The 20,119-nt window shown below is 56.4% G+C and carries 15 protein-coding genes; 3 read left to right on the forward strand and 12 right to left on the reverse strand.

Annotation, left to right across the window (positions count from 1 at the left end; genetic code table 11):
* Positions 1 to 66: 66 nt before the first annotated feature.
* From A0U94_RS04980 to A0U94_RS04990, 3 genes are all read right to left on the reverse strand, one after another.
* On the reverse strand, positions 67 to 1,713 hold the full coding sequence (locus A0U94_RS04980) for an FGGY-family carbohydrate kinase (RefSeq protein WP_077802630.1): 1,647 nt from the start codon (positions 1,711 to 1,713) through the stop codon (positions 67 to 69).
* 259 nt (positions 1,714 to 1,972) lie between these two features.
* A complete protein-coding gene (locus A0U94_RS04985; protein ID WP_077802631.1) occupies positions 1,973 to 3,004 on the reverse strand; it encodes an Ldh family oxidoreductase in 1,032 nt (343 codons plus the stop codon).
* A 166-nt stretch (positions 3,005 to 3,170) separates the two neighbouring features.
* Positions 3,171 to 5,507: a TonB-dependent receptor domain-containing protein gene (locus A0U94_RS04990; RefSeq protein ID WP_077802632.1), complete on the reverse strand. Its 2,337-nt coding sequence runs from the start codon at positions 5,505 to 5,507 to the stop codon at positions 3,171 to 3,173.
* A gap of 191 nt (positions 5,508 to 5,698) precedes the next feature.
* On the opposite strand from A0U94_RS04990, the gene A0U94_RS04995 reads away from it, so the two are divergent.
* Complete coding sequence (locus tag A0U94_RS04995) at positions 5,699 to 6,361, forward strand: GntR family transcriptional regulator (protein WP_077802633.1); 663 nt, start codon at positions 5,699 to 5,701, stop codon at positions 6,359 to 6,361.
* Between the two features lie 456 nt (positions 6,362 to 6,817).
* On the opposite strand, the gene A0U94_RS05000 is transcribed toward A0U94_RS04995, so the two are convergent.
* The 9 genes from A0U94_RS05000 to A0U94_RS05040 all read right to left on the reverse strand — a co-directional run bounded on the left by A0U94_RS05000 (position 6,818) and on the right by A0U94_RS05040 (position 16,942).
* Positions 6,818 to 8,248: an efflux transporter outer membrane subunit gene (locus tag A0U94_RS05000; protein ID WP_077802634.1), complete on the reverse strand. Its 1,431-nt coding sequence runs from the start codon at positions 8,246 to 8,248 to the stop codon at positions 6,818 to 6,820.
* A complete protein-coding gene (locus A0U94_RS05005) occupies positions 8,245 to 9,423 on the reverse strand; it encodes an HlyD family secretion protein (protein WP_077802635.1) in 1,179 nt (392 codons plus the stop codon). The genes A0U94_RS05000 and A0U94_RS05005 overlap by 4 nt, the downstream gene beginning before the upstream one ends.
* Before the next feature lie 51 nt (positions 9,424 to 9,474).
* Positions 9,475 to 11,028 carry an MFS transporter gene (locus A0U94_RS05010; protein ID WP_077802636.1) on the reverse strand — a complete coding sequence of 518 codons (1,554 nt, stop codon included), beginning with the start codon at positions 11,026 to 11,028 and terminating at the stop codon, positions 9,475 to 9,477.
* A 102-nt stretch (positions 11,029 to 11,130) separates the two neighbouring features.
* Complete coding sequence (locus A0U94_RS05015) at positions 11,131 to 11,667, reverse strand: 2'-5' RNA ligase family protein (protein ID WP_077802637.1); 537 nt, start codon at positions 11,665 to 11,667, stop codon at positions 11,131 to 11,133.
* Positions 11,664 to 13,220 carry a cryptochrome/photolyase family protein gene (locus A0U94_RS05020; protein ID WP_077802638.1) on the reverse strand — a complete coding sequence of 519 codons (1,557 nt, stop codon included), beginning with the start codon at positions 13,218 to 13,220 and terminating at the stop codon, positions 11,664 to 11,666. Before A0U94_RS05020 ends, A0U94_RS05015 begins: the two co-directional genes overlap by 4 nt.
* On the reverse strand, positions 13,217 to 13,708 hold the full coding sequence (locus A0U94_RS05025; RefSeq protein WP_077802639.1) for a hypothetical protein: 492 nt from the start codon (positions 13,706 to 13,708) through the stop codon (positions 13,217 to 13,219). The genes A0U94_RS05020 and A0U94_RS05025 overlap by 4 nt, the downstream gene beginning before the upstream one ends.
* Positions 13,705 to 14,172, reverse strand: coding sequence for a hypothetical protein (locus tag A0U94_RS05030; protein WP_244178077.1), 468 nt, complete (start codon positions 14,170 to 14,172; stop codon positions 13,705 to 13,707). Before A0U94_RS05030 ends, A0U94_RS05025 begins: the two co-directional genes overlap by 4 nt.
* A 140-nt stretch (positions 14,173 to 14,312) precedes the next feature.
* Positions 14,313 to 15,908 carry a cisplatin damage response ATP-dependent DNA ligase gene (locus A0U94_RS05035; RefSeq protein WP_077802640.1) on the reverse strand — a complete coding sequence of 532 codons (1,596 nt, stop codon included), beginning with the start codon at positions 15,906 to 15,908 and terminating at the stop codon, positions 14,313 to 14,315.
* Positions 15,905 to 16,942 carry a ligase-associated DNA damage response exonuclease gene (locus A0U94_RS05040; protein WP_077802641.1) on the reverse strand — a complete coding sequence of 346 codons (1,038 nt, stop codon included), beginning with the start codon at positions 16,940 to 16,942 and terminating at the stop codon, positions 15,905 to 15,907. The genes A0U94_RS05035 and A0U94_RS05040 overlap by 4 nt, the downstream gene beginning before the upstream one ends.
* Before the next feature lie 66 nt (positions 16,943 to 17,008).
* On the opposite strand from A0U94_RS05040, the gene A0U94_RS05045 reads away from it, so the two are divergent.
* Both A0U94_RS05045 and pdeM read left to right on the forward strand, forming a co-directional pair.
* Entirely contained in the window at positions 17,009 to 19,426 is a 2,418-nt protein-coding gene (locus A0U94_RS05045; RefSeq protein WP_077802642.1) for a ligase-associated DNA damage response DEXH box helicase, read from the forward strand.
* A complete protein-coding gene (pdeM, locus tag A0U94_RS05050; RefSeq protein ID WP_077802643.1) occupies positions 19,423 to 20,088 on the forward strand; it encodes a ligase-associated DNA damage response endonuclease PdeM in 666 nt (221 codons plus the stop codon). The genes A0U94_RS05045 and pdeM overlap by 4 nt, the downstream gene beginning before the upstream one ends.
* Positions 20,089 to 20,119 lie beyond the last annotated feature (31 nt).

Consider the following 20,119-nt stretch of genomic DNA (forward strand, 5'->3'; position numbering starts at 1 on the left):
GAAAAGGGGTTCTGGTTGGTAGAAAGGGTGGGTGGAGGAAGAGCGGCGGGGCAGCAGACCCTGCCTTCAGGCGGTGGCCTCCTTTTCCAGAACGTCGCGCATCTGCTGACGCCAGGTGATCTGGCTTTCGAGCATGCCGTGCGCGATGTTACATTTGGCGGCGTGATATGAGGTGGTGCGCCCGTCGGGGAGGATCTCGTCTCCCGCATGACTCATTCGCGCCATGGCCTGCCTCAGGTCGGTATAGGCTCCGCTTGCGACGGCCCCGAGAATGGCTGCTCCCAGAAGAACGGAGTCAGGTTCTGCGGGAAGCAGGATGCGGCACCCCGTTGCATTGGCGTGTTCCCGCAGGAAAACGGAGTTTTTGGTACTGCCACCGGTCGCGAGGATCGTGTCGATCCGGTAGCCCTTCGCGTTGAGAGCGTTAATGATGTCTTTTGTGCCGTAAGCCAGGCCCTGTACGGTGGCGAGGTAAAGCCGTGCCAGATCATCGAGCGTATCAGACAGGGTCAGTCCGCTGATCATGCCTCTCAGATCCGGATCGGCATGGGGCGAGCGGTTTCCGTGAAAATCCGGAAAGACATGCAGGTCGGGCGTGATCGTTCCCGGCAGCTTGTCGCCTTCAAGCGCTTCAATTCGCGCATTCAGCAGCGCATATACGCTTGCTCCGGCTTTTTCTGCCTCCTGCCTGAGCGAGGAGCCAAGCCTGTGGCTGGAGATGATGAAGTCGATCAATGATCCTGTTGAGGACTGGCCGGCCTCATTGAGCCACATTCCAGGGACCATCGCGTTCCAGTAGGGGCCCCAGACTCCCGGTACGAAGCGTGCTTCTTTCGAGACCGCCATATGACAGCTCGAAGTGCCACATATCAGTGATATTGAGCGCTCAAGTTGTTCATCGGACAGAGAATCTTCTGTGTTAAGGCCAAACAGGCCTATCCCTCCGGCATGGGCGTCAATTGCGGAGACACCGACGGGAATGCCGGGTGTCAGACCCATTTCCGAGGCCGCTTTAGCGCTCAAGTTGGTATCAAGAATACCGCCTAACGGACGAATATCATTCCCGATACGTTTGAAATTGTCAGCCGCGAGGTCTTCCAGTCCGACAGACTGAAAATACCCTTCATCCCAGCGGTTTTCGTGGGCGAGATAGGTCCATTTACAGGCTGTCGAACAGGCGGAACGGGACAGGCAGCCTGTCGCGCGCCACGTCAGAAAGTCCGGAAGATCAAAGAAATGAGCTGCCTGATCGTAGATATGGGGAAGGTGACGTTTCAGCCAGAGCAGCTTTGGCGTCTCCATTTCTAGGGAGATCGTACCACCGACGTAGCGAAGCACATCATGTCCGCCGCGATTGATGTCCCGCGCTTCTTCAAGGGCACGGTGATCCGCCCAGAGAATGATGTTCTGCTCAGGTGCCCCATCGGGGTCTATCGACAGGGCATGACCGTCTTCATCAAGCACGACGAGAGAGCAGGTTGCGTCAAAGCCGATCCCGGTGATTCTGTATGGTTCATCAAGCATTGCCAGTGCGTTGCGGGTCGCTTCGCAGATGGCGGACCAGATATCAGTAGACGATTGCTGGGCATAGCCGGCACGTGGTGTCCATGTCTGGATTTTATGGACGAAGGCCGCTTTCTTCTGCCCGTCAAGGGTGAAGAGACCAGCCCGGGCGCTCCCTGTCCCCACATCAATTCCAAGAACCAGATCCATAGACGACATCCAGACCATATGAAGCACAGAGCAGACATGACGGGTCAGTCATGCCCAGGGTTCCATCCGATCCGTTTTGTGATGGAATATCACACTTTGGCCGTAAGAACTATCTCTCATTATGTTACATATAACGATATGTGTGTCCATAAGGTTGTGAGATATTTTTCTCCTGTGGAGATAAGACTCATCAACAAGAGGTTATTTTCCGTGGGAAACGGGCTGGATGGGGCGCCTGATTTTCGGTTAGGAGCGTAAGCTACAAGCCGAGTATCCGTCGGGTTTCCTCGTCAACCGGGATGCCATTGACGGCTCTTCGTCTGGCTTCCTGCCATTCCCGGTCTCCGGGTGCCATAACCGGGTGTTGTCCGTCCGCCGAGGGGCTGTTGCGCAGAAGATCGAGATATTTACGCATTGCGAGGTCATAGGCGACGGATCCGATAAATTTTTCTGGATCTATTGCGATCGCAAAATGTCCGACATTCTGTCGCTTCAGGAAATTCTGCTCTTCATCTGTTCCGGTCATAACGGGGTCCAGTTCTGCGCCCGTCAGTGCGCCGGCCAGTACCGTAACCAATCCCGCCAGTGCAGCTCCCTTGAACCCGAAGCCTTCACCGCCAAGCGGCTGAAGAAAGGAGGCAGCCATCGCATCCTGCGTGGATAGACCCGAACTATCCGCCGCTACTCCGACAGGCAATGGAAGTCCCAGCGACTGGTAAAGTTTGACCCGGTTGAAGGGGATCGAAGATGTGGCGATATCCATAAGCCACGGATCCGAATTCTTCACGGGTGCTGCCATGGCTATGGGGTTTGTCCCATGAAACGGTTTGGCGCCCCCGAACAGAGACACGGCGGCGTCGGAATTGCTCATGATCAGGCCAATCATGCCTTGTCGCGCAGCTTCCAGCACATAAGCGCCAGCGGCTCCAAAATGGGAGGAATGATGTACGCCCACGGCTCCGATTCCTGCTTCCCGTGCCAGCAGGATGGCTTCGTTCATGGCCCTGTAGGCAGCAGGATGGGCAAGGCCGCCATCAGCATTCAGTTGACCGGTTGCAGGCCCGGTTCTCTTAAAGGTTGTGGACGGTCTGGGATTGATGCCGCCTGTTCCAAGAAGCCGGAGATAGTGGCCTATCAAACGGACGCCGTGACTGTCTACACCGATGCGAGAGGCGTGCAGAAGAGCGCATGTCGTCGCCTCTGCGTCCTTTTCCTGTGCGCCGGCTTGAAGCAGAAGGGTCTTGACCTGCTGAGAAAGGACAGATTCCCGATAATACTGAACGGTCGTCATAACATTCACCAGAGAAATCCATTTTTTACAGGGAAACCGGAATGTCGTGAACCCGCTCTGGGGGCGGGACGCGGCCTGTGCTGCGCAACTCGGCATACAGGTCGTCCCATCCCTGCCTCGAAACAGATGAACGATTAAAAAGCGAGAGGCTCAAGGCCTCCAGCCATCAATATGTTACGTTCATCTTTGCGCCTACAAAACGTGGCAGACCTGGCATGACGCCATAGAAAGTTGCCTGTGTTCCGCCTGAAAGCCAGTAGCGGCGATCAGCAAGATTCTGACCGTAAACCGTGACAGACCAATGTTGTTTCGGGGCGGCAAAGGTCAGAAAGGAGTTTACGAGAAAGTATGAAGGGGCGCGGTAGATGCCTCCGTCTCCAATATGCTGAGGCTGTGTCTGGGCGCCGCGGTAGTTATAGTCGACATCAAAAGTCATTTTGTAGTCGCGGAACATCGGCCATGAGTAAGTCGCGGCACCGGACAGTGTCAGGTTTGCCAGACCCATATTGTAGCCATTGTAGTTTGTATTGACCGGTGACCATATTCCTGTCGCTGCAAACTGGGCTGTAGTTGCACTGCGGTTCAGGCTTTGGAACTGGGAGTAGGAACCGTTCTGGTAGCCGAAATTCTGTGTCAGCACGAGCCCGTGGAATGGGTGGGCTTCCATGTCGAATTCGGCACCATAGATATTGGAGCGCGGAGCATTCACATAGCCGCCGAGCACGCCATACGGCGGTACAAGAATGGTGCCCAGAAGCTGCTGGTCGCGATAGTCATAGTAGAAACCAGCGGCATTGAACCGCAGGCGGCGGTTGAAGAACATGGTCTTGAAACCGCCTTCATAGGTCAGAACCTGTTCGGGCTTGAATGGCTTCAGCTGACTGGATTGCTGGGTGATATTGGCGGAGAATCCGCCTGGCTTGAAGCCGCGGGAGAACATCACGTAACCCATTATGTTCGGCTCGAACTGATACTGTGCCCCAACGCGTCCGGCAAACTGGTTGGTCAATGCGCCGGAATTTCCAAAATTCTGAAGACGTGTTCTTGCGCCCGTGTTGAGATCATAATCTGCACTGAGAACGTTCAGCATCTGACGGTCATCAGATTCATGGCTGATCGCCCCGATTACAGTCAGCTTTGGGAGTATCCGGTAGGAGAGCTGGACGTATTGATTGAAATTCTGCTGGTTCTGACGATACGATGTCTCATTGAGAGGTGTCGTATTGGGACGATCTGAAGAATCATACCAGAAATTCTGTGCCATCCGTGCCCGGCTGTAATACATCCCTGCTTCCCAATGAAATTTGGCATGCGGGTTCAGGGATTCAATCTTGAGTTCCTGAGAAAAGACATTGGTCTGATTGTTGCGGAACATGTTGCCATAGGAGGCGACAGAGTTGGTCTGATTGGTCAACTCATGTTCGTCCACAGTCTCAAACGCACTCAGCGTCCACAGGCGACCCCAGCTGAAATCCTTGGTATATTTGATGTTGGCGCCCCAGAACATGTTGTCTTCGCGCGGCTTTTTGTTGTTGCCGTCTATACCGATGATTTTTGCAAATCGTGGGTCAAGTCCCCATTCTGTTTCCATGATGTTGGATGTAATGGGGATGCCGTAGCTATTGTACAGATTGTGTCCAGACGATGCTTCAGATTGATCCGTCGTCCAGTGGCCGCCAACATCGAGTGTCGAAGTTTCGTCGATTTTCCAGCGAAGCTTTCCACGAAGAGCGCCGATATTGGCGTTGCCGTAACCCTCGCCTTTGGAATTGCGCTGAAAGCCGCCACCAGTCATGGACTGTCCGGCGAGCCGGAACGATACAGATCGGGAGATCGGCCCGGAAACGAACCCTTCAACTCGGTTACGCCCATAGCTGGCAATATCTTCCGTCAGACCCGCGTGAAATTCGGGCGTTGGGTCTGCCGTATGGAAATTGATTTCTCCACCGGTAGTGGATTGTCCATGCGTAAAGCCGGATGCGCCTGGGGCAACCGAGATGTCGTCCATGTCGAACAGTATGCCAGATGTCATGATGCTGACGGGATAGGCCACACCGTCTACATACGGCATGACGGATGGCGTATTGTTCTGTGTAAAATCCATCAGCCCGACACCACGCAGGGCAAAATTCAGTGCAGAGCTTCCAAAAGAAGGCTGAATGGTCAGGTTCGGTGCGACACGAACGATATCTGTCAGCTGCCGAACATTCCGGTTCTGAAGTTCCTGGCGGGACAATACAGTTTCGGAATGTGCTTCGTGCTGTCCTGCCCCTGTTACACCGCGCCGGGCATTGACACGAACAACCTCGTTACTTGTCGCAGAAACGTCGGTCGCATGATGTCGTGAGGAGGCAGACCCATGTTTGTTTGCGGAGTGTACTCCTCGTTTTGCTGCTATCGCAGCCGCATCAGCACTTCCTGCGCAGGACAGGAGAGCTGTGGATAAAAGCATTGTGCGCAGCGAAAAAACAGGGCGGAGGCGACAGGACGAAGCAAGGGACATCGGGCATTTCCAGATCGGCGATGTGAAGCAGTCAGGATGTGTCACAATTCACCAATCCGGCGAATCTTGTATACAAGATAGAATATAAAATTCTTTTGTTCCATATTAAAAACGATCTTTTCCGGAATATTCCTTTCACGGATCTACTGTCGTGCTTGTCCCTTCGGAAAAGGAAGCGCATACAAACTGTTATGAAAGCCTGGGAAAAACCGCTGCAGCCAGCCAGCAGCAATGTCATCGAGAACAGGATCATACAGGCCGTTCTTTCTGCGGAAATCTCGCCAGGAGAACGGCTCGGAGAGAAAGATCTGGGCGAGATTTTCGGTGTCTCGCGAACTTTGGTGCGAGAAGCGATGATGCGGCTCAGTAGCCGGGGCATTGTAGCTGTTTCGCCACGGAGAGGCTGGTTCGTTGTTGAACCCACTGCGGAAGAGGCCCGTGAAACGATAGAAGCGCGTCGATCGATTGAGGTCGGTCTTCTTATGACCCGAAAAAGCATCAGCACAGATGCGATTGATCACCTTGAGACGCATGTTCTCGAGCAGCAGCGTGCCATTGACGAGAATGATCTGGGACGCCGCAGCTATCTTCTGGGTCATTTCCACGTCCATTTGGCCACGGCACTCGGGAGTTCTATTATTGCCAATTTTCTTGAGGAATTGACGACCCGGACCGTGCTGATCGCAGCCCTCTATCAATCCAGGGCCGATGCACAGAAATCCTGCGACAACCACCGCCGATTGGTACATGCATTACGTGAAAACGATGTGGAGGGGGCCGTGAAAATCATGGATGATCATTTCACGCATCTCAACAAGGCACTCAAAACCAGGTCACGTTTACAAAGGACCTAATGCGGTCCCGATAGCTTTTCCAGTCTGCTGGCTGGGAGCGCCACGGCCTTTTCGTGAGGGAATAACCGGCAGGATCCCGTGGATCAGCAGGTCCTGGCGGCGGCTGTCGCTGTCATTGCCCCCGATCGGCCAGCATGGCTTTGTTATTCGAGAGCTGGCCAGTGGTAAGGACAAAGCCGGGAGTGCGTCCCTGACTGTCGCATGGAGCGTGGATTTTGCTCATAAAGCTGCTGCATGGTCGACCAGAAGCCTCCGAATGAGCTTCCCTTCTCCAGCCGGATACTGTGAATAGGCACGGACTACGGTGCTGTTGATCATATGCTGCCCGTTATCGCCCATTCCTGATCCGTCAGATTACCTCGTGCCATATCTGCTCCATTACGCTGCCTAGCCATAGCAATTAGCAAAACAGATCTTACCCAACACAAACCGGTCTTTTGGTAACGCGACCCAGGTCTATTCGGCATACTCCCAGCCTCCACCGAGTGCGCGGTAGAGGCCAACAAGTGTGGTCTCAGTTCGCGTCTGGCTAATGGAGAGAGCAGACTGGCTGGAAAGCAGAGCTGCCTGTGTTGCCACAACGTTCAGATAATCCGACGCGCCTTGCCGGTAACGCTCATGCGCGGCGTTGAAGGCGGCCTTGTTCTGAAGAAGTGCCTGTTGCGTCAGATTATAAGTTGACTGTGCCTTGGTATAGGCCGTCATGGCATCATCGACTTCGCGCCAGGCATTCAAAACCGTATTGTGCCATGTCAGGATGGCTTCACGCTGCGCGGCTTTCCGAAACTGAAGCGTAGAGATCAGCCTTCCGCCCTCGAAAACAGGGATGTTGAGGGTGGGACCAATGCTGAACTGCTTTGCTGGCAGCGAAAAGAAATCAACAGCGGAAAAGGATTCCGTTCCCATATTTCCAGCGAGCGTAATGTCCGGATAAAAGGCCGCCGTGGCAACACCGACTTCTGCGGTCGCAGCATGGAGACGCGCTTCTGCCTGAAGGATGTCCGGACGGCGACGTGTCAGATCTGACGGAAAACCCACGGGAACGCGGGCTGGCAAGGGCGGCTGGACAGAGTATGGTCGCAGTTCGGCCTCAAGGGCGCGGGGTGGCTCTGCCAGAAGCAGGCTGATAGCATTGATGAGGGCTGCTTCGGAGTTCTCGAGGCCGGGTAAATCGGCGCTCATGCTGGCAAGCTGTGCAGAGGCCTGTGAGACGTCCAGATTTGTGGCAACGCCATTGGCGAAACGCTCCTTCACCAGCTTCAGGCTGGTCCGGGCCAGTGCGATATTTGATTTGAGAATGGCTTGCTGCTGCTGGACGCCGCGCAGTTGCATGTAGCTGGTTGCGAGGTCGCTGACCGCCGCGAGGGCTGTGGCACGGCGTCCCGCGAGCATGGCTGTTGCGTTGGCATGTTGCGCTTCAACGCTGCGACGGATGGTGCCAAACAGATCCAGATCCCAACTGGTGCTCAGGACGTTTTCGTAAAGATTGAAGTTCATACTCGAACCGGGGCGTGGTTCCGCGAGTGAGAAAATGCCTTCAGAGCTGAGCTGACGGTAGGCATAGGAGCCGGACCAGCTGGCCTGTGGCAGCCCAGCGGATGCGGCAGCTTTCATCTGCGATCGGGCCTCGCTGATGCGTTCTGCGGCGATCTGCAGGTTGAGGTTCTGTTTTCCGAGCCGATTGGCAAGGCTGGTCAGTTCAGGGTCATGGAAGTTTTGCCACCAGCGCGTATCGACAGCACCCGCATAGGTCTGACTGACACTCTGGGGTTCAGGCCCCCAACTGGCGGGAGTATTCATGGTCGGACGCTGGAAGTTCGGCCCCATGGTGCAGGCCGAAAGTACGAGGCTGCCGGTCAGCAATACGGAAATGGAACGGCACTTCATGGTGCAGCTGCAGGCGTGGGAGATGATAGGGAGGGCGTAACGCTTCTCGGGTTTTGAAGCTGTTCGACGGTGACATTGTCGAGGTTGGTATCAACCGTGGTCTCCACGGAAAAGCCAAGGCGCAGCAGACGGGCCAGGGGCTGGTTCGGTGCAAGGATAATCTTGACCGGCAGGCGCTGGACGATCTTGGTGAAGTTTCCAGTCGCGTTTTCCGGCGCAATAGGGGCGAAGACAGCTCCCGAGGCCGGGGGAATGCTGTCCACGATCCCGTCCAGAGTCACGTCGTAGGCATCCACATGGATTTTGACAGCTTGACCAGGACGCATGTGACGGAGCGCGAGCTCACGGTAGTTGGCGCGGATCCAGATCTGGTCGAGCGGGACGAGCGCCATAAGAGCGGTGCCCGGATCAACATAATTTCCGGTCTGGACGCTGCGTTCGCCGATCATGCCGTCTTCCAGCGCGCGGACTTTGGTATAGGACAGGTTCAACTCGGCCTGGCGGACATGGGCACGGTCCATATCCACGGTCGCCAGTGCAGATTTGTGTCGGGCCTGAAGAACGGGAATCTGGGCGCGTGCGGCGGCAATGCGTGCTTCAAGGGACTGGAGCGTTGCTTCCATTTCGCGCAGGCTCGCCGCGGACTGCTGATGTTCCTGCGTCGAACCGGCACCTGTACGGGCCAGGTTGGTATAACGCTGGTCATTCTGACGGGCAAAAACGAGCTGGGCACGGATGCGGGCGGCTTCCCCGACATTCTCATCAATAATGGAGGGCTGGCGTGACACGCTGGCTGCGGCATCCTGCACGAGCGCTTCGTCCCGCGCGAGCGTCGCACGGCTCTGGTCCAGTGTGGTCTGGTAATCGTGGGGGTCAAGTTCGACAAGAACCTGTCCGGCTTTCACTGGCTGGTTGTCGGTGACGTCAACAGCGATCACCTGCCCGGCAATTCGGGGGGCAACGACGGTATAATGGGCTGTAACATAGGCATCGTCGGTCCAGACATGGCGGTTGGGAACAAAAATAATGGCCAGAACGACAGCGACGAAGACGAGGATGACAAGGCCGCCACCAATGAAAAGCCAGCGGGTGATGGTTTGGTGTTTGCGGTCCTGCTTTTTTTTCTGCTCTTCTTCACGGGGATCCTGGGAAGACTTGTCGTGCTGATCTGCCATCCTGCGGCAATTCCTTTCAAGTCCTGCTGCATGGCAGGATGGCTTCGGGAGTTATTTCGACTGAAACACGATACGTGGGGGATAGGTTCGAACGGGAAGTACGCAGACCCAGATCATCAGGAAAACCACGAGACCACCGAGTACGACCCAGTCATCGCTGAACGTCAGTGTTGCGGTCTGTCGGGCCATCTGGGCATGCAAGGCGCCCATACTGCCGGGAGAGGCAGCCTGGCCTGAGGGCGTGAGAGGAGCAGGCCGTTGCAGAACCGGGTTTGTGCCCTGCACGAGGCTGTAACGAACCTGCCCGAGGCGGTCGGCAATCCGATCCGAGTGAAGCGAGCCGCGCTCGCGGTGCATGAGTTGAAGCAACCAGATACCTACGGCTTCCGCAACCGCCCGGGGTGTATTGACCATGGCAGAGGCAAATGGTCCCTCCGAAGGATCGAGTGTGTTGGTGGACATCATCAGCAGGGGCATGACGATCATTGCGTCGCCAATGCCCTGTAACGCCTGCCAGAGATAGAACTGGTCACGGTTCCAGTTCGAGGTGAGGAAAAAATCGCCGATGCAGGCCGTCAGAATGCAGGACATGCCGATAAAGCTGACAATGCGGGAGTCTACCCAAGTTCTGTTCAGAACGACCGCCATCAAAGGGAGCATGACGAGCTGTATGGCCGCGATTTCCAGTGTGACAGGATAGATCTGTTCCGGACGGTAACCAGCGGCGGATTGCAAAAAGGACGCTGGTAGCGTGGATGAGGATAGAGAAATGACAACAAATGTCAGCAGGGTGGTGGCGCCATAGGCGAAGTTGCGGCGACCAAGAAGCTGGAATCTGAACAGTGGAAGTGGGTGAAACCACTCGTTCAGAACGAAAAGCGGAATACAGACGAGGCTTGTCAGCCCCAGGACACAGATAAAGGGACTGTTGAACCAGTCCATCCAGTCGCCCATCTGCAGCATGATCGAGAAAGAGCCCATTCCAAAGACGATCAGAAGGAAACCTTTCCAGTCGAATTTCCAGAACCGCTCATGTTTTGGAGGATCGACCGGCATGCCGTACCACAGCAGCAGGAAGGACAGGGTGCAGAGCGGGATGGACTGCCAGAAGACGAAACGCCAGTCCACGAGGTCGCTCCATAATCCAGCGAATGCCATGCTGAGATTGGGAAAGAAGGTCGCAGTCAGGGCATATGCGGCCAAACCGTAAAGCCTTATGGGGGGCGCCAGTACCCGCAAGGCGATCGTCATGAGAAGAGGAACGGTAAAGCCACCTGCCAGCCCCTGAAAAACGCGCAGGATGTAGAGCAGGGACAGGGTCGAGGTAAACGGAATGAGGCTGGACGACAGGACAGCGAGAAGCGCTACGAAAAACGAGAACCGTCGCAGAGTCAGTGTTACAGCGAGCCAGGGCGAGACCGACATCCCGATGATTTCGGCGGTAATATAGAGGCTGGAGAACCAGCGCTGGGAGTCCAGACTTAGCCCCAGAGCGCCCGCAATATCGGGAAGGGCCTGGGCGGAGACCTGCTCGTTCAGTTCTGTAGCGAAAGAGAGGGCGATGATGCCGGCAAGCCCGAACAACGACCTTTGCTGGGGTGTCATGCAGATGATCGGGCAGGAAAAAAGAGCATCATTCCTCAGGTCATGCCGGAACAGTCGAACTATTTTAGACCGGATTCAGCAATTTTCGGCATAAGGAAAAATTTAAGAATCGCCACGCAGCATAAAAGGAGCCCGAACGAGAAGTTCCCACGGTCCTCCAAGATATCGCCACAGGCGCAGGGCCGCTCCATGGGTTTTCACAGGTTCATAGCCCTGTGACAGATGTTTCAGAAGCTCACGGGCTTTCTGGGGAGAAACCTTGTTCTGGATGGTCAGGTGTGGGTGCCATGGAGCGCGATCCTGTGCCGTACAGCGCTCTGGCGGAACAAGGCCGGAAATTTCTTCCCGAACGGCTTTGATCTCAGGGGAGATGACACGATAAGCCACACCCCGTCCCAGCAGAAATGGCGCCTCGATTGTGACGCAGGGCGCCTGCCGAGCTCTGATGAGATGCGTAAGGAGGATGTCTGCATATTCTGCAGGCAAGGCGTGGAAAATCGTGACATGCGCAGGGACGATATTGCGGTCTTGGGGAAAATGGTGGTCCCGCATGGACTGCGCCCAGTCCTGCACGGACTGTTCCAGCTCAAGGGTCAGGATCAGGGGCGCATCCTGTTTCTCCGCCAGAAAACGGCTCACGCTTTACGAGCCCAGCCCGGTGCAGCCGGAGTAAGAGTTTCGAGAAAAGCAGACGCACTCGAGCGATACTCCTGCTGTCTTTCCCTGCTGAAACGGTGCCACGTTGCGTACATGTTTTTCATGCGCGCGTTGTGAGAAAAGCGTGTTTCGTGCCGTGCCAGAAAGTCCCAGTAGAGAGCGTTGAAGGGGCAGGCCTCGGAGCCTGTCTTCTGCCCGACGTCAAACCGGCATTTCCCGCAGTAATCCGACATGCGGTTGATATAGGCGCCTGAACTCACATACGGTTTGGACGCGATCTTCCCGCCATCAGCAAACTGGCTCATGCCAATGACATTGGGGAGTTCAACCCATTCGAAGGCATCGAAATACACAACTAAAAACCAGTCAGAGACTTCTTGCGGATTTAGATCAGCCAGAAGGGCAAAGTTACCCAGAACCATCAGGCGCTGGATGTGATGGGCGTACGCTTCCCGTTTTGTCTGGCCGATACTCTGGGCCAGACAGTTCATGTCTGTCTGGCCCGTCCAGAAAAATTCAGGCAGAGGTCTGCGAGCGGCCAACTCGTTCCGGGATGCAAACCGGGGCATGTCGCGCCAGTACATCCCACGCATGTATTCGCGCCAGCCAATGATCTGGCGAATGAAACCTTCGACGGAATTGATGGGGGCGTCGCCCTGCTCGCAGGCCTCGGCTGCTGCTGTGCAGACCTCGAGCGGATTCAGTAATCCCGTGTTGAGACAAAGGGAGAGGCTGCTGTGATAAAGATAGTCCTGCCCCGTCATCATGGCATCCTGGTAGCGCCCGAAGTCGGGGAGGGATGTTCCAACAAATGCTTCAAGTGCCTTCAGGGCCTGAAGCCGTGTAACAGGAAGTGCGAAAGGCTCCAGCTCTCCGAAATGCTCACCGAAGCGATGCTGCACGAGTTTCAGGACATCTGTGGTCGTATCATCGGGATTGAAACGCTCTGGAGAAGGATAATTCAGGCGGCAGGCAGGTTTTTCGCGGTTGTCATGATCGAAATTCCATTGACCGCCCGCCGCTGTGCCGTCAGCATTCATCAACAGACCGGTTTTCAAGCGCATCTCGCGATAGAAATACTCCATGCGCAGCGTTCTGCGGCCTTTGGCCCAATGCTCGAATTCGTCCCGCGAGCAGATGAACCGGTCATCCTCAAGAATGTCGCAGGGAATGCCGGCTTTTTTGTCCCATCCATGCTGGAGCTGGCAGACACGATATTCGGAGCCTGTGACCGTCCGGATACGTGTGGCGCGGTGCCTTTTCGCTGCACGCACAACCTCGCCTGTAAAACTGTGCGTATTTTCCGGCTCGTCGAGCGCAACATAATCCACCGTCCAGCCCTGCGCCCGCAGATCACCGGCAAAGTGGCGCATGGCGGAAAATATGAACGCTATTTTCTTCTTGTGGTGCCGGACATAGGTTGCTTCGTCCCAGACCTCCATAAGAAGCACCACGGACGTCTTTCGGTCCACATTCTGCAGACTGGCAAGGGAGGGCGAAAGCTGGTCTCCCAGAACAGGGATCAGCAAGGTCACACCTGGGCCTCGACGTTGTTGCGTGCTGCCGCGCCAAGAAGAGCGATCAGTGCTGTCGCGACCAGAAGCTGGAGTGGCCGCAGGCGTAGAAAAAACCGGGGAAGCCGGTCCTGACGGGCCAGAAAAATGTCTCCACCAAGCGTCAGAAGCATTCCGGCTGGCGCAATCCGCCATGCTGTGCGCGAGGGCAGAAGCGCAAGCCCCAGGCCTCCGAAATGCATGCTCAGGAAAATCAGCGGATCAGACAGACGCGGTCCTTCCGGGTTGTAAAAACTCGCCCCACGATGGACGCCAGCAAAAAAACAGAAAAGACCTGCAACCCAGATCCGGGCCAAACGGAAAACGAAAGACCGGATCTTCCCGGATGTGAGGCGGCTACAGAGCAGGAGGACGGCCAGCATCAGGATGGCCAGCCATCCCAGAAGGCCGCCTTCAAGGGGTACATGGTCCGCCTGAGCTTCCTCGTCGTGGTATATTCGGGGTGTCATGTTTCGTCGCCTTCGGTCTTCTTGCAAGGCGATGATTTTCCGAGAGTGCCACAGAGCATGCCGACGACCATCGACAGGTAGATGACCGCCATATCCGAACGGGAGAAGACGAGTTCCCAGCCGGGAGTGAAACGTTTTGGAGTGGCTTTGTAGTCCACCACACAGGATACGGGACCAAGAGCCGCCGTTAAGAGCAGTGTGCGCATCACCGTCGGATTGCGACCGAGGGCCCTGTCATAGAACCAGGCCCAGAAAAATACGGCAGATGTATTGGTTGCGATGCCGGCGAGGGAATGGGAGACATTCAGTCTCCCGATTTTGGCGGCGTCATCGCCGTGCAGCCAGTGTGCGGTACAGTTCACGCCCGGTCCATAAGAGCCTGTCCTGATCCGACTGAGGATCAAGGCAGCTGAGGAGGAAGCAAGCGCGCCCCCGAGCGTAATCTTCCAGAGACGTGAAATCATGATCTTCCTGTTTCCCTCGGCCCAGCCAACTTATCAGTCAGCTTGAATGCAAAGTCTGTTTGGCAGGTCACCAACGCTTGACTTCGTCTCCGGATTGTTTCGGGCAGGAAGAATTCACGTTGAAAAATCTGGTCCCACCCTTATAGGAAAGCCCTGATAAAGGTTTCCAGATCGTCGGCTTCTTGTGCGGGTTTGTCGCGTCGAATACGGGCTACACGGGGAAACCGGAGCGCGACGCCGCTCTTGTGCCGCTTGGAATACTGAGCCGCGTCAAAGGCAATTTCCAGCACAAGCCCCTGTGCGACTTCCCGGACTGGTCCGAAACGTTTCGTGGTGTGATCGCGGACCCATTTGTCCAGAAACTTCAGTTCCTCATCCGTAAAGCCTGAATAGGCTTTGCCGAGGGGAACAAGCTCGCGTTTTCCTTCGACTGTGCGCCACAGGCCAAACGTATAGTCGGAATAAAAGCTGCTCCTTTTGCCGTGACCACGTTGGGCATACATAACGACGGCATCGACAGTCAGGGGCTCACGTTTCCACTTCCACCAGGGTCCCCGTGGACGGCCGGGCACATACGGGCTGTCGGCCTTTTTCAGCATCAGTCCTTCAATACCTTCGCTCCGGGCATTCTCGCGGAGCGTGGCCAGATCTTCAAAGTTGCGGAACGAGATGAGCTCTGACAGAACCATACGGGGCGGCTTCAAACGTGCGTACCAGCTTTCCAGCCGCTGCCTCCGGATATCGAAGGGCAGGGACCGGAGGTCTTCGCCATCTTCAAACAGGATATCGTACAGCCGGATACCGGCTGGCATGTCCCTGAGCATGGAAGCGGTCGGCGATTTCCTGTTCAGGCGCTTCTGGAGATCTGCGAACGGTGCGACAACACCTTCCTGCACAACCAGAAGCTCCCCATCCAGAACGACGCGGCTTCCCAGATCCTGAAGAATGGCCAGTATGTCCGGAAACGCCTTGCCGATATCTTCCGCCGTGCGGGTGTAAACCCGCTCTCCCTGAGGGGTGGAAACGAGCTGGACCCGGATGCCATCCCATTTCCATTCCGCGCGCCATTCGGCAGGATCGAAGGCGGTCAGATCAACATTTTCCAGAGGTTGAGCCAGCATGGGAGGCCGGAAGACGGGAGCATCTTTCGCATCCGGTTTCGGCCCTTTTCCTTCGACCCAGGCGAAAAGCTCCTTATAGGGTGCCTCAAGGCCATGCCAGACTTCTTCCACGTCATCCGGTGCGACAGAGGCCATCTCGGCAAGAGCCGTTTTTGCCAGACGGGCCGACGCGCCTACGCGGAGCGAGCCGGTGATCAGTTTGAGGAGGGCATAGCGCGAGGATGTATCGCACGCATCCAGCCACTTTCTGACAACGTTCGGAACATCTGCTTTGGGAAGGCGCTCCAGTGTATGGACGACGTCTGCCAGGCCGGGAGCAACAGGGGTATCGTGCTCCTTACGCTCCGGCTTCCAGATCAGCGCGACCGTTTCCGCGAGATCTCCGACATAATCGTAGGACCAGGCAAAGAGTTCGGGATCGGTACGCTCCATGGCCAGCGCCCTGAGCATGGCTGGTTTGGCCGCGGAAAAAGACAGACTTCCCGCCATTGCGGCCAGTGCGTATCCCCGATCCGGATCCGGGGCCATGGAAAAATACTCCCTGAGGAGGGTAAGTTTCATGTTTCGCGAAGGTGTAAAGGCCAGACGTTCCAGAAGCGTGGCGAACTCGATCATACGCTGGCATCCTGCCCTGCAGCTTCCTGTTCAGCGGCTTCCTCATCGTCTTCATAGCCAATCAGCCGAAGGGCCCGGCCGCGAATCTGCATCCGGCTTAATGCGTGGATCAGAGCATCTTCGCGCCCGTGCGTGACCCAGATTTCCTTCGCTCCCGTGGCCTGGCACGTCTCCAGCAGGGCGTCCCAGTCGGCATGATCGCTGATGACAACAGGCAACTCGACCCCACGCGCCTTTGCCCGCTGTCGGACATGCATCCAGCCGGAGGCCAGACACACGACCGGCTCTGGCAGGCGACGCGCCCATCGGTCGGCAATTGCGGAAGGTGGCGCCAGAACAATGCCTCCGCGCATTTCGCCTTTTTTGGCTGCTGTTGCAGAGCGCAGTTCCCCCAGCGGAATGCCGAAACTTTCGTAAAGACTGCACATCGGCAGAAGAGCACCATGGAGCCAGAGCGGCGCGTGATAGCCGCTCTCTCGAAGCAAAGCGATCAGGCGTTGACATTTACCAAGGGCATAACAGCCCACGACATGCGTGCGCTCGGGGAACAGGCGCACGTCATGCAGCAGTTTGGCGATTTCATGAGCGGGATCGGGTAACCGGAAGACGGGAAGGCCAAAGGTCGCTTCTGTCACGAACAGATCGCAGGGAACGACCTCAAACGGAACGCATGTCGGATCGGGCGCGCGCTTGTAATCGCCACTGACGACGGCGCGTTCCCCACGGTATTCCATGACAATCTGCGCGCTTCCCAGAACATGTCCGGCAGGCGCGAGCCAGATCTTGACGTTCCCTACGGATATCACCTCTCCATACGGGAGAGCCTGCTGTGTCTGGCCGGCCTGGTCTTCACCCATCCGCAGACGCATGATGGCCAGTGTTTCGGGTGTCGCAGTGACATGTTGATGGCCGGGACGGGCATGATCGGAGTGACCGTGAGTAATAACGGCATGTCCCACAGGTTGAAGAGGGTCGATGTAGAAAGCGCCGGGCGCGCAGAAGAGCCCTTCCGGTTTCAGCTCAAGCCAGTCCACCCGGTCTTCTCCATGACTTATCCAGGTAACAGAACCCGCGAAACGCGTGTGCGTTCCTTAAAGCCAATGAGCAAACATCTTCCCGAACCTTTTCAGGGCTGGTTTTCGCAACAGGGCTGGTCTCCCCGACCTCATCAGCTCGCCATGTTACAGGCGGCAGAGGACGGCGTGTCCGCGCTCCTCATTGCTCCCACGGGTGGGGGAAAGACGCTTGCCGGGTTTCTCCCTACTCTTATCGAACTGGCCGACGGTTCCTGCGAAGGACTACATACGTTGTATGTCAGTCCCTTGAAGGCGCTTTCGGCCAATATTGCAGAAAGTCTGTCCCGTCCGATCATGCAGATGGGTCTGCCTGTCCGGGTTGAGGTCCGAAGCGGAGACACATCCGGAGCACGTCGGAAAAAGCAGCAGAAAAATCCGCCGCATATTTTGCTGACAACGCCGGAAAGTCTGGCGCTGCTGCTCTCGTATCCTGATGCGGCCGCATATTTCTCTACGCTCAAAGTTCTGATCGTCGATGAGGTACATGCGCTGGCAGGCACAAAGCGGGGAGACCAGCTCGCTTTATGCGGCAGCCGTTTGCGAGTTTTTTCTCCCGCGCTCCGCATCAATGGCCTGTCCGCAACCGTGGCGCATCCTTCCGCCATGGCTGCCTGGGTATCTCCAACGGGCCAGAGTGCTGACATCCGCCTTGTCACAGCGGAAGACGGCGCACGCCCCGATGTTCATGTGCTTCTTCCTGACCAGCGGGGCTATCTCCCTTGGGCTGGTCGCACGGGTCTGGGTAGTGCCTCGGCCATCCTGACGGAAATTGCACGTGCCAGGTTGACCATTGTGTTCGTCAACAGCCGGGCGCAGGCGGAGCTGCTGTTTCAGGCGCTCTGGAAAGATAATGCAGAAAACCTGCCCATCGGGCTTCATCACGGCAGTCTGGATGCAGCGCGTCGGTCGCGGGTGGAGGAGGCTATGGCGCGGGGCGATCTGCGGGCGGTCGTGGCGACGTCCTCGCTTGATCTGGGGCTGGACTGGGGTGCCGTGGACCAGATCATTCAGGTCGGGGCGCCAAAGCAGATTTCCCGCCTGACCCAGAGGATCGGCCGGGCCAATCACCGGATGGACGAGCCATCGCGCGCACTTCTTGCCCCGGCCAACCGCTTTGAAGTTCTGGAATGCGAAGCCGCCAGAGAGGCTGTTTTGCGCTACGAACTAGACGGTGATCCTCCGCGCGCAGGGGGCCTCGATGTTCTGGCTCAACATGTGTTGGTCACGGCCTGTGCCGGGCCCTTCTTTCCAGATATTCTGTACGCAGAAGTCCGTCAGACCGCTCCTTACAGCCAGCTTTCCCGCGCTGATTTCGATGAAATTGTCCGGTTTGTGGAAGATGGGGGTTATGCCTTGCAGGCCTACGAGCGCCATCAGCGTCTTTTCCGGGATTCACTCGGGCAGCTCTGGGTCCGTAATGAGCAGATTATCCGGCAGTGTCGAATGAATATCGGTACCATCGTTGATACCCCGATGCTGGGCGTCAAATCCCGGCGCGGAAAGCCCTATGGAGAAATTGACGAGTATTTCGCCGCAACACTTGTGCCGGGCGATACGTTCCTGCTGGGTGGAGAGCTTCTGGAGTTTCTGGGACTGCACGATACGACTGTTCAGGCTGCCCGCGGTCGGGGGAAAGACCCACGCGTGCCGGTTTACGGAGGTAACCAGCTTTCCATCTCACCCGGTCTGGCAAGGCATGTGCGTGAAATACTGCACACACCATCTGCCTGGGATGTATTGCCAAAACCCGTGCAGGACTGGCTCACTTTGCAGACAGCCCGCTCCCGTTTGCCCGGGCCGGAAAACTTTCTGGTCGAGACCTTTCCCCATCGGGGATTGCATTACATTGTGGCGTATCCTTTTGAGGGACGGAATGCACACCAGACGATGGGACTGTTACTGACGAAAAGACTGGAAGAAACCGGAAAGGGCCCTCTGGGCTTTGTCGCGAACGACTATATGGTCGCCTGCTGGTGCGTTCATCCCACGGGTGCCATGACGGATCTGTTCAGCAGGGATCTGCTAGGGGGGAATCTGGCAGAATGGCTGGCTGAAAGCGCCATGCTTCGACGGACTTTCCGGGACGTTGCCATCATCGCCGGGCTGGTAGAACGCAATTATCCGGGGCGTGAGAAGAACCGTCGCCAGATGACTATCAGCAGCGACCTTCTTTATGATGTTCTCAGAAAATACGATCCTGATCACATCCTCCTGCGGGCAACGCGTCTACAGGCAGAAGAAGGTCTGACGGATCTTGGGCGCCTGTCATCCATGCTGGACCGAATTCAGAGCCATGTCGACCATGTCGCCCTGTCCCATGTCTCACCGCTTGCCGTTTCCGTTCTTCTGGAACAGGGACGTGAAAAAATCATGGGAGGAGAGGGGGAGGACTATCTGATGGCCGAGGCTGACAAGCTGTATGCTTTAGCAGAAAAAGCATGAAATTCCGGGAGATTGCCCTAGCAGGTGAGCGAATACATCTTCTCCCCGGTGGTGCTGTTCTTCTGCCTGAAACTGAGACACTCGTTGTCGCTGACCTTCACCTCGGGAAAGGGACATCTGCCCGGGCGCGTGGGCTTCTGCTTCCACCTGGAGACACGATTTCCACACTTGAGAAAGTATTACTGCTTATTGAAGCGCATGCGCCGCGGCTTCTGATAGCACTCGGAGACAGCTTTCATGACCATTCCGCTGGGAAGCGTCTCCTTGATGCCGAACGAGCCCTTCTCAATTGTATCAGCCAGAAAGTAGATCCGTTATGGATTACAGGAAATCATGATGGGATTCCGGTTTCAGAGGTGGCAGGCGACTGGCTTGAAGAATACCGGTGCGGGGATCTTCTCCTTCGGCATATTCCATCTGCAGTTATTCCTGCCGGTCATGCGGAACTGGCAGGCCATCTGCATCCGAAGATCAGGATACGGAGCAGGGGTCACGTTATGAGCCGCCCCTGCTTCATCACAGGAGAAGAACGTCTGATCCTGCCAGCCATAGGGGCCTATACCGGAGGTCTTGACATCTCCGCTCCTGCTATCAACAGCCTGTTTGTACATGGATCTGCGGCATATGTCTGGGGAGCGCAAGACGTTCATCGGGTTGCCTAGAAGAGAACCAAGGGTGATTTTTACCCGGAAG

It is taken from the genome of Gluconobacter albidus, from assembly GCF_002005485.1.
Taxonomy (GTDB): Bacteria; Pseudomonadota; Alphaproteobacteria; order Acetobacterales; family Acetobacteraceae; genus Gluconobacter; species Gluconobacter albidus.

What these genes read in the sequence shown, in the direction of transcription:
- A0U94_RS04980 (WP_077802630.1), bottom strand. Translation starts at nt 1,713, where the DNA reads ATGGATCTGGTTCTTGGAATTGATGTGGGGACAGGGAGCGCCCGGGCT.
- A0U94_RS04985 (WP_077802631.1), bottom strand. Translation starts at nt 3,004, where the DNA reads ATGACGACCGTTCAGTATTATCGGGAATCTGTCCTTTCTCAGCAGGTC.
- A0U94_RS04990 (WP_077802632.1), bottom strand. Translation starts at nt 5,507, where the DNA reads ATGTCCCTTGCTTCGTCCTGTCGCCTCCGCCCTGTTTTTTCGCTGCGC.
- A0U94_RS04995 (WP_077802633.1), top strand. Translation starts at nt 5,699, where the DNA reads ATGAAAGCCTGGGAAAAACCGCTGCAGCCAGCCAGCAGCAATGTCATC.
- A0U94_RS05000 (WP_077802634.1), bottom strand. Translation starts at nt 8,248, where the DNA reads ATGAAGTGCCGTTCCATTTCCGTATTGCTGACCGGCAGCCTCGTACTT.
- A0U94_RS05005 (WP_077802635.1), bottom strand. Translation starts at nt 9,423, where the DNA reads ATGGCAGATCAGCACGACAAGTCTTCCCAGGATCCCCGTGAAGAAGAG.
- A0U94_RS05010 (WP_077802636.1), bottom strand. Translation starts at nt 11,028, where the DNA reads ATGACACCCCAGCAAAGGTCGTTGTTCGGGCTTGCCGGCATCATCGCC.
- A0U94_RS05025 (WP_077802639.1), bottom strand. Translation starts at nt 13,708, where the DNA reads ATGACACCCCGAATATACCACGACGAGGAAGCTCAGGCGGACCATGTA.
- A0U94_RS05030 (WP_244178077.1), bottom strand. Translation starts at nt 14,172, where the DNA reads ATGATTTCACGTCTCTGGAAGATTACGCTCGGGGGCGCGCTTGCTTCC.
- A0U94_RS05035 (WP_077802640.1), bottom strand. Translation starts at nt 15,908, where the DNA reads ATGATCGAGTTCGCCACGCTTCTGGAACGTCTGGCCTTTACACCTTCG.
- A0U94_RS05045 (WP_077802642.1), top strand. Translation starts at nt 17,009, where the DNA reads ATGAGCAAACATCTTCCCGAACCTTTTCAGGGCTGGTTTTCGCAACAG.
- pdeM (WP_077802643.1), top strand. Translation starts at nt 19,423, where the DNA reads ATGAAATTCCGGGAGATTGCCCTAGCAGGTGAGCGAATACATCTTCTC.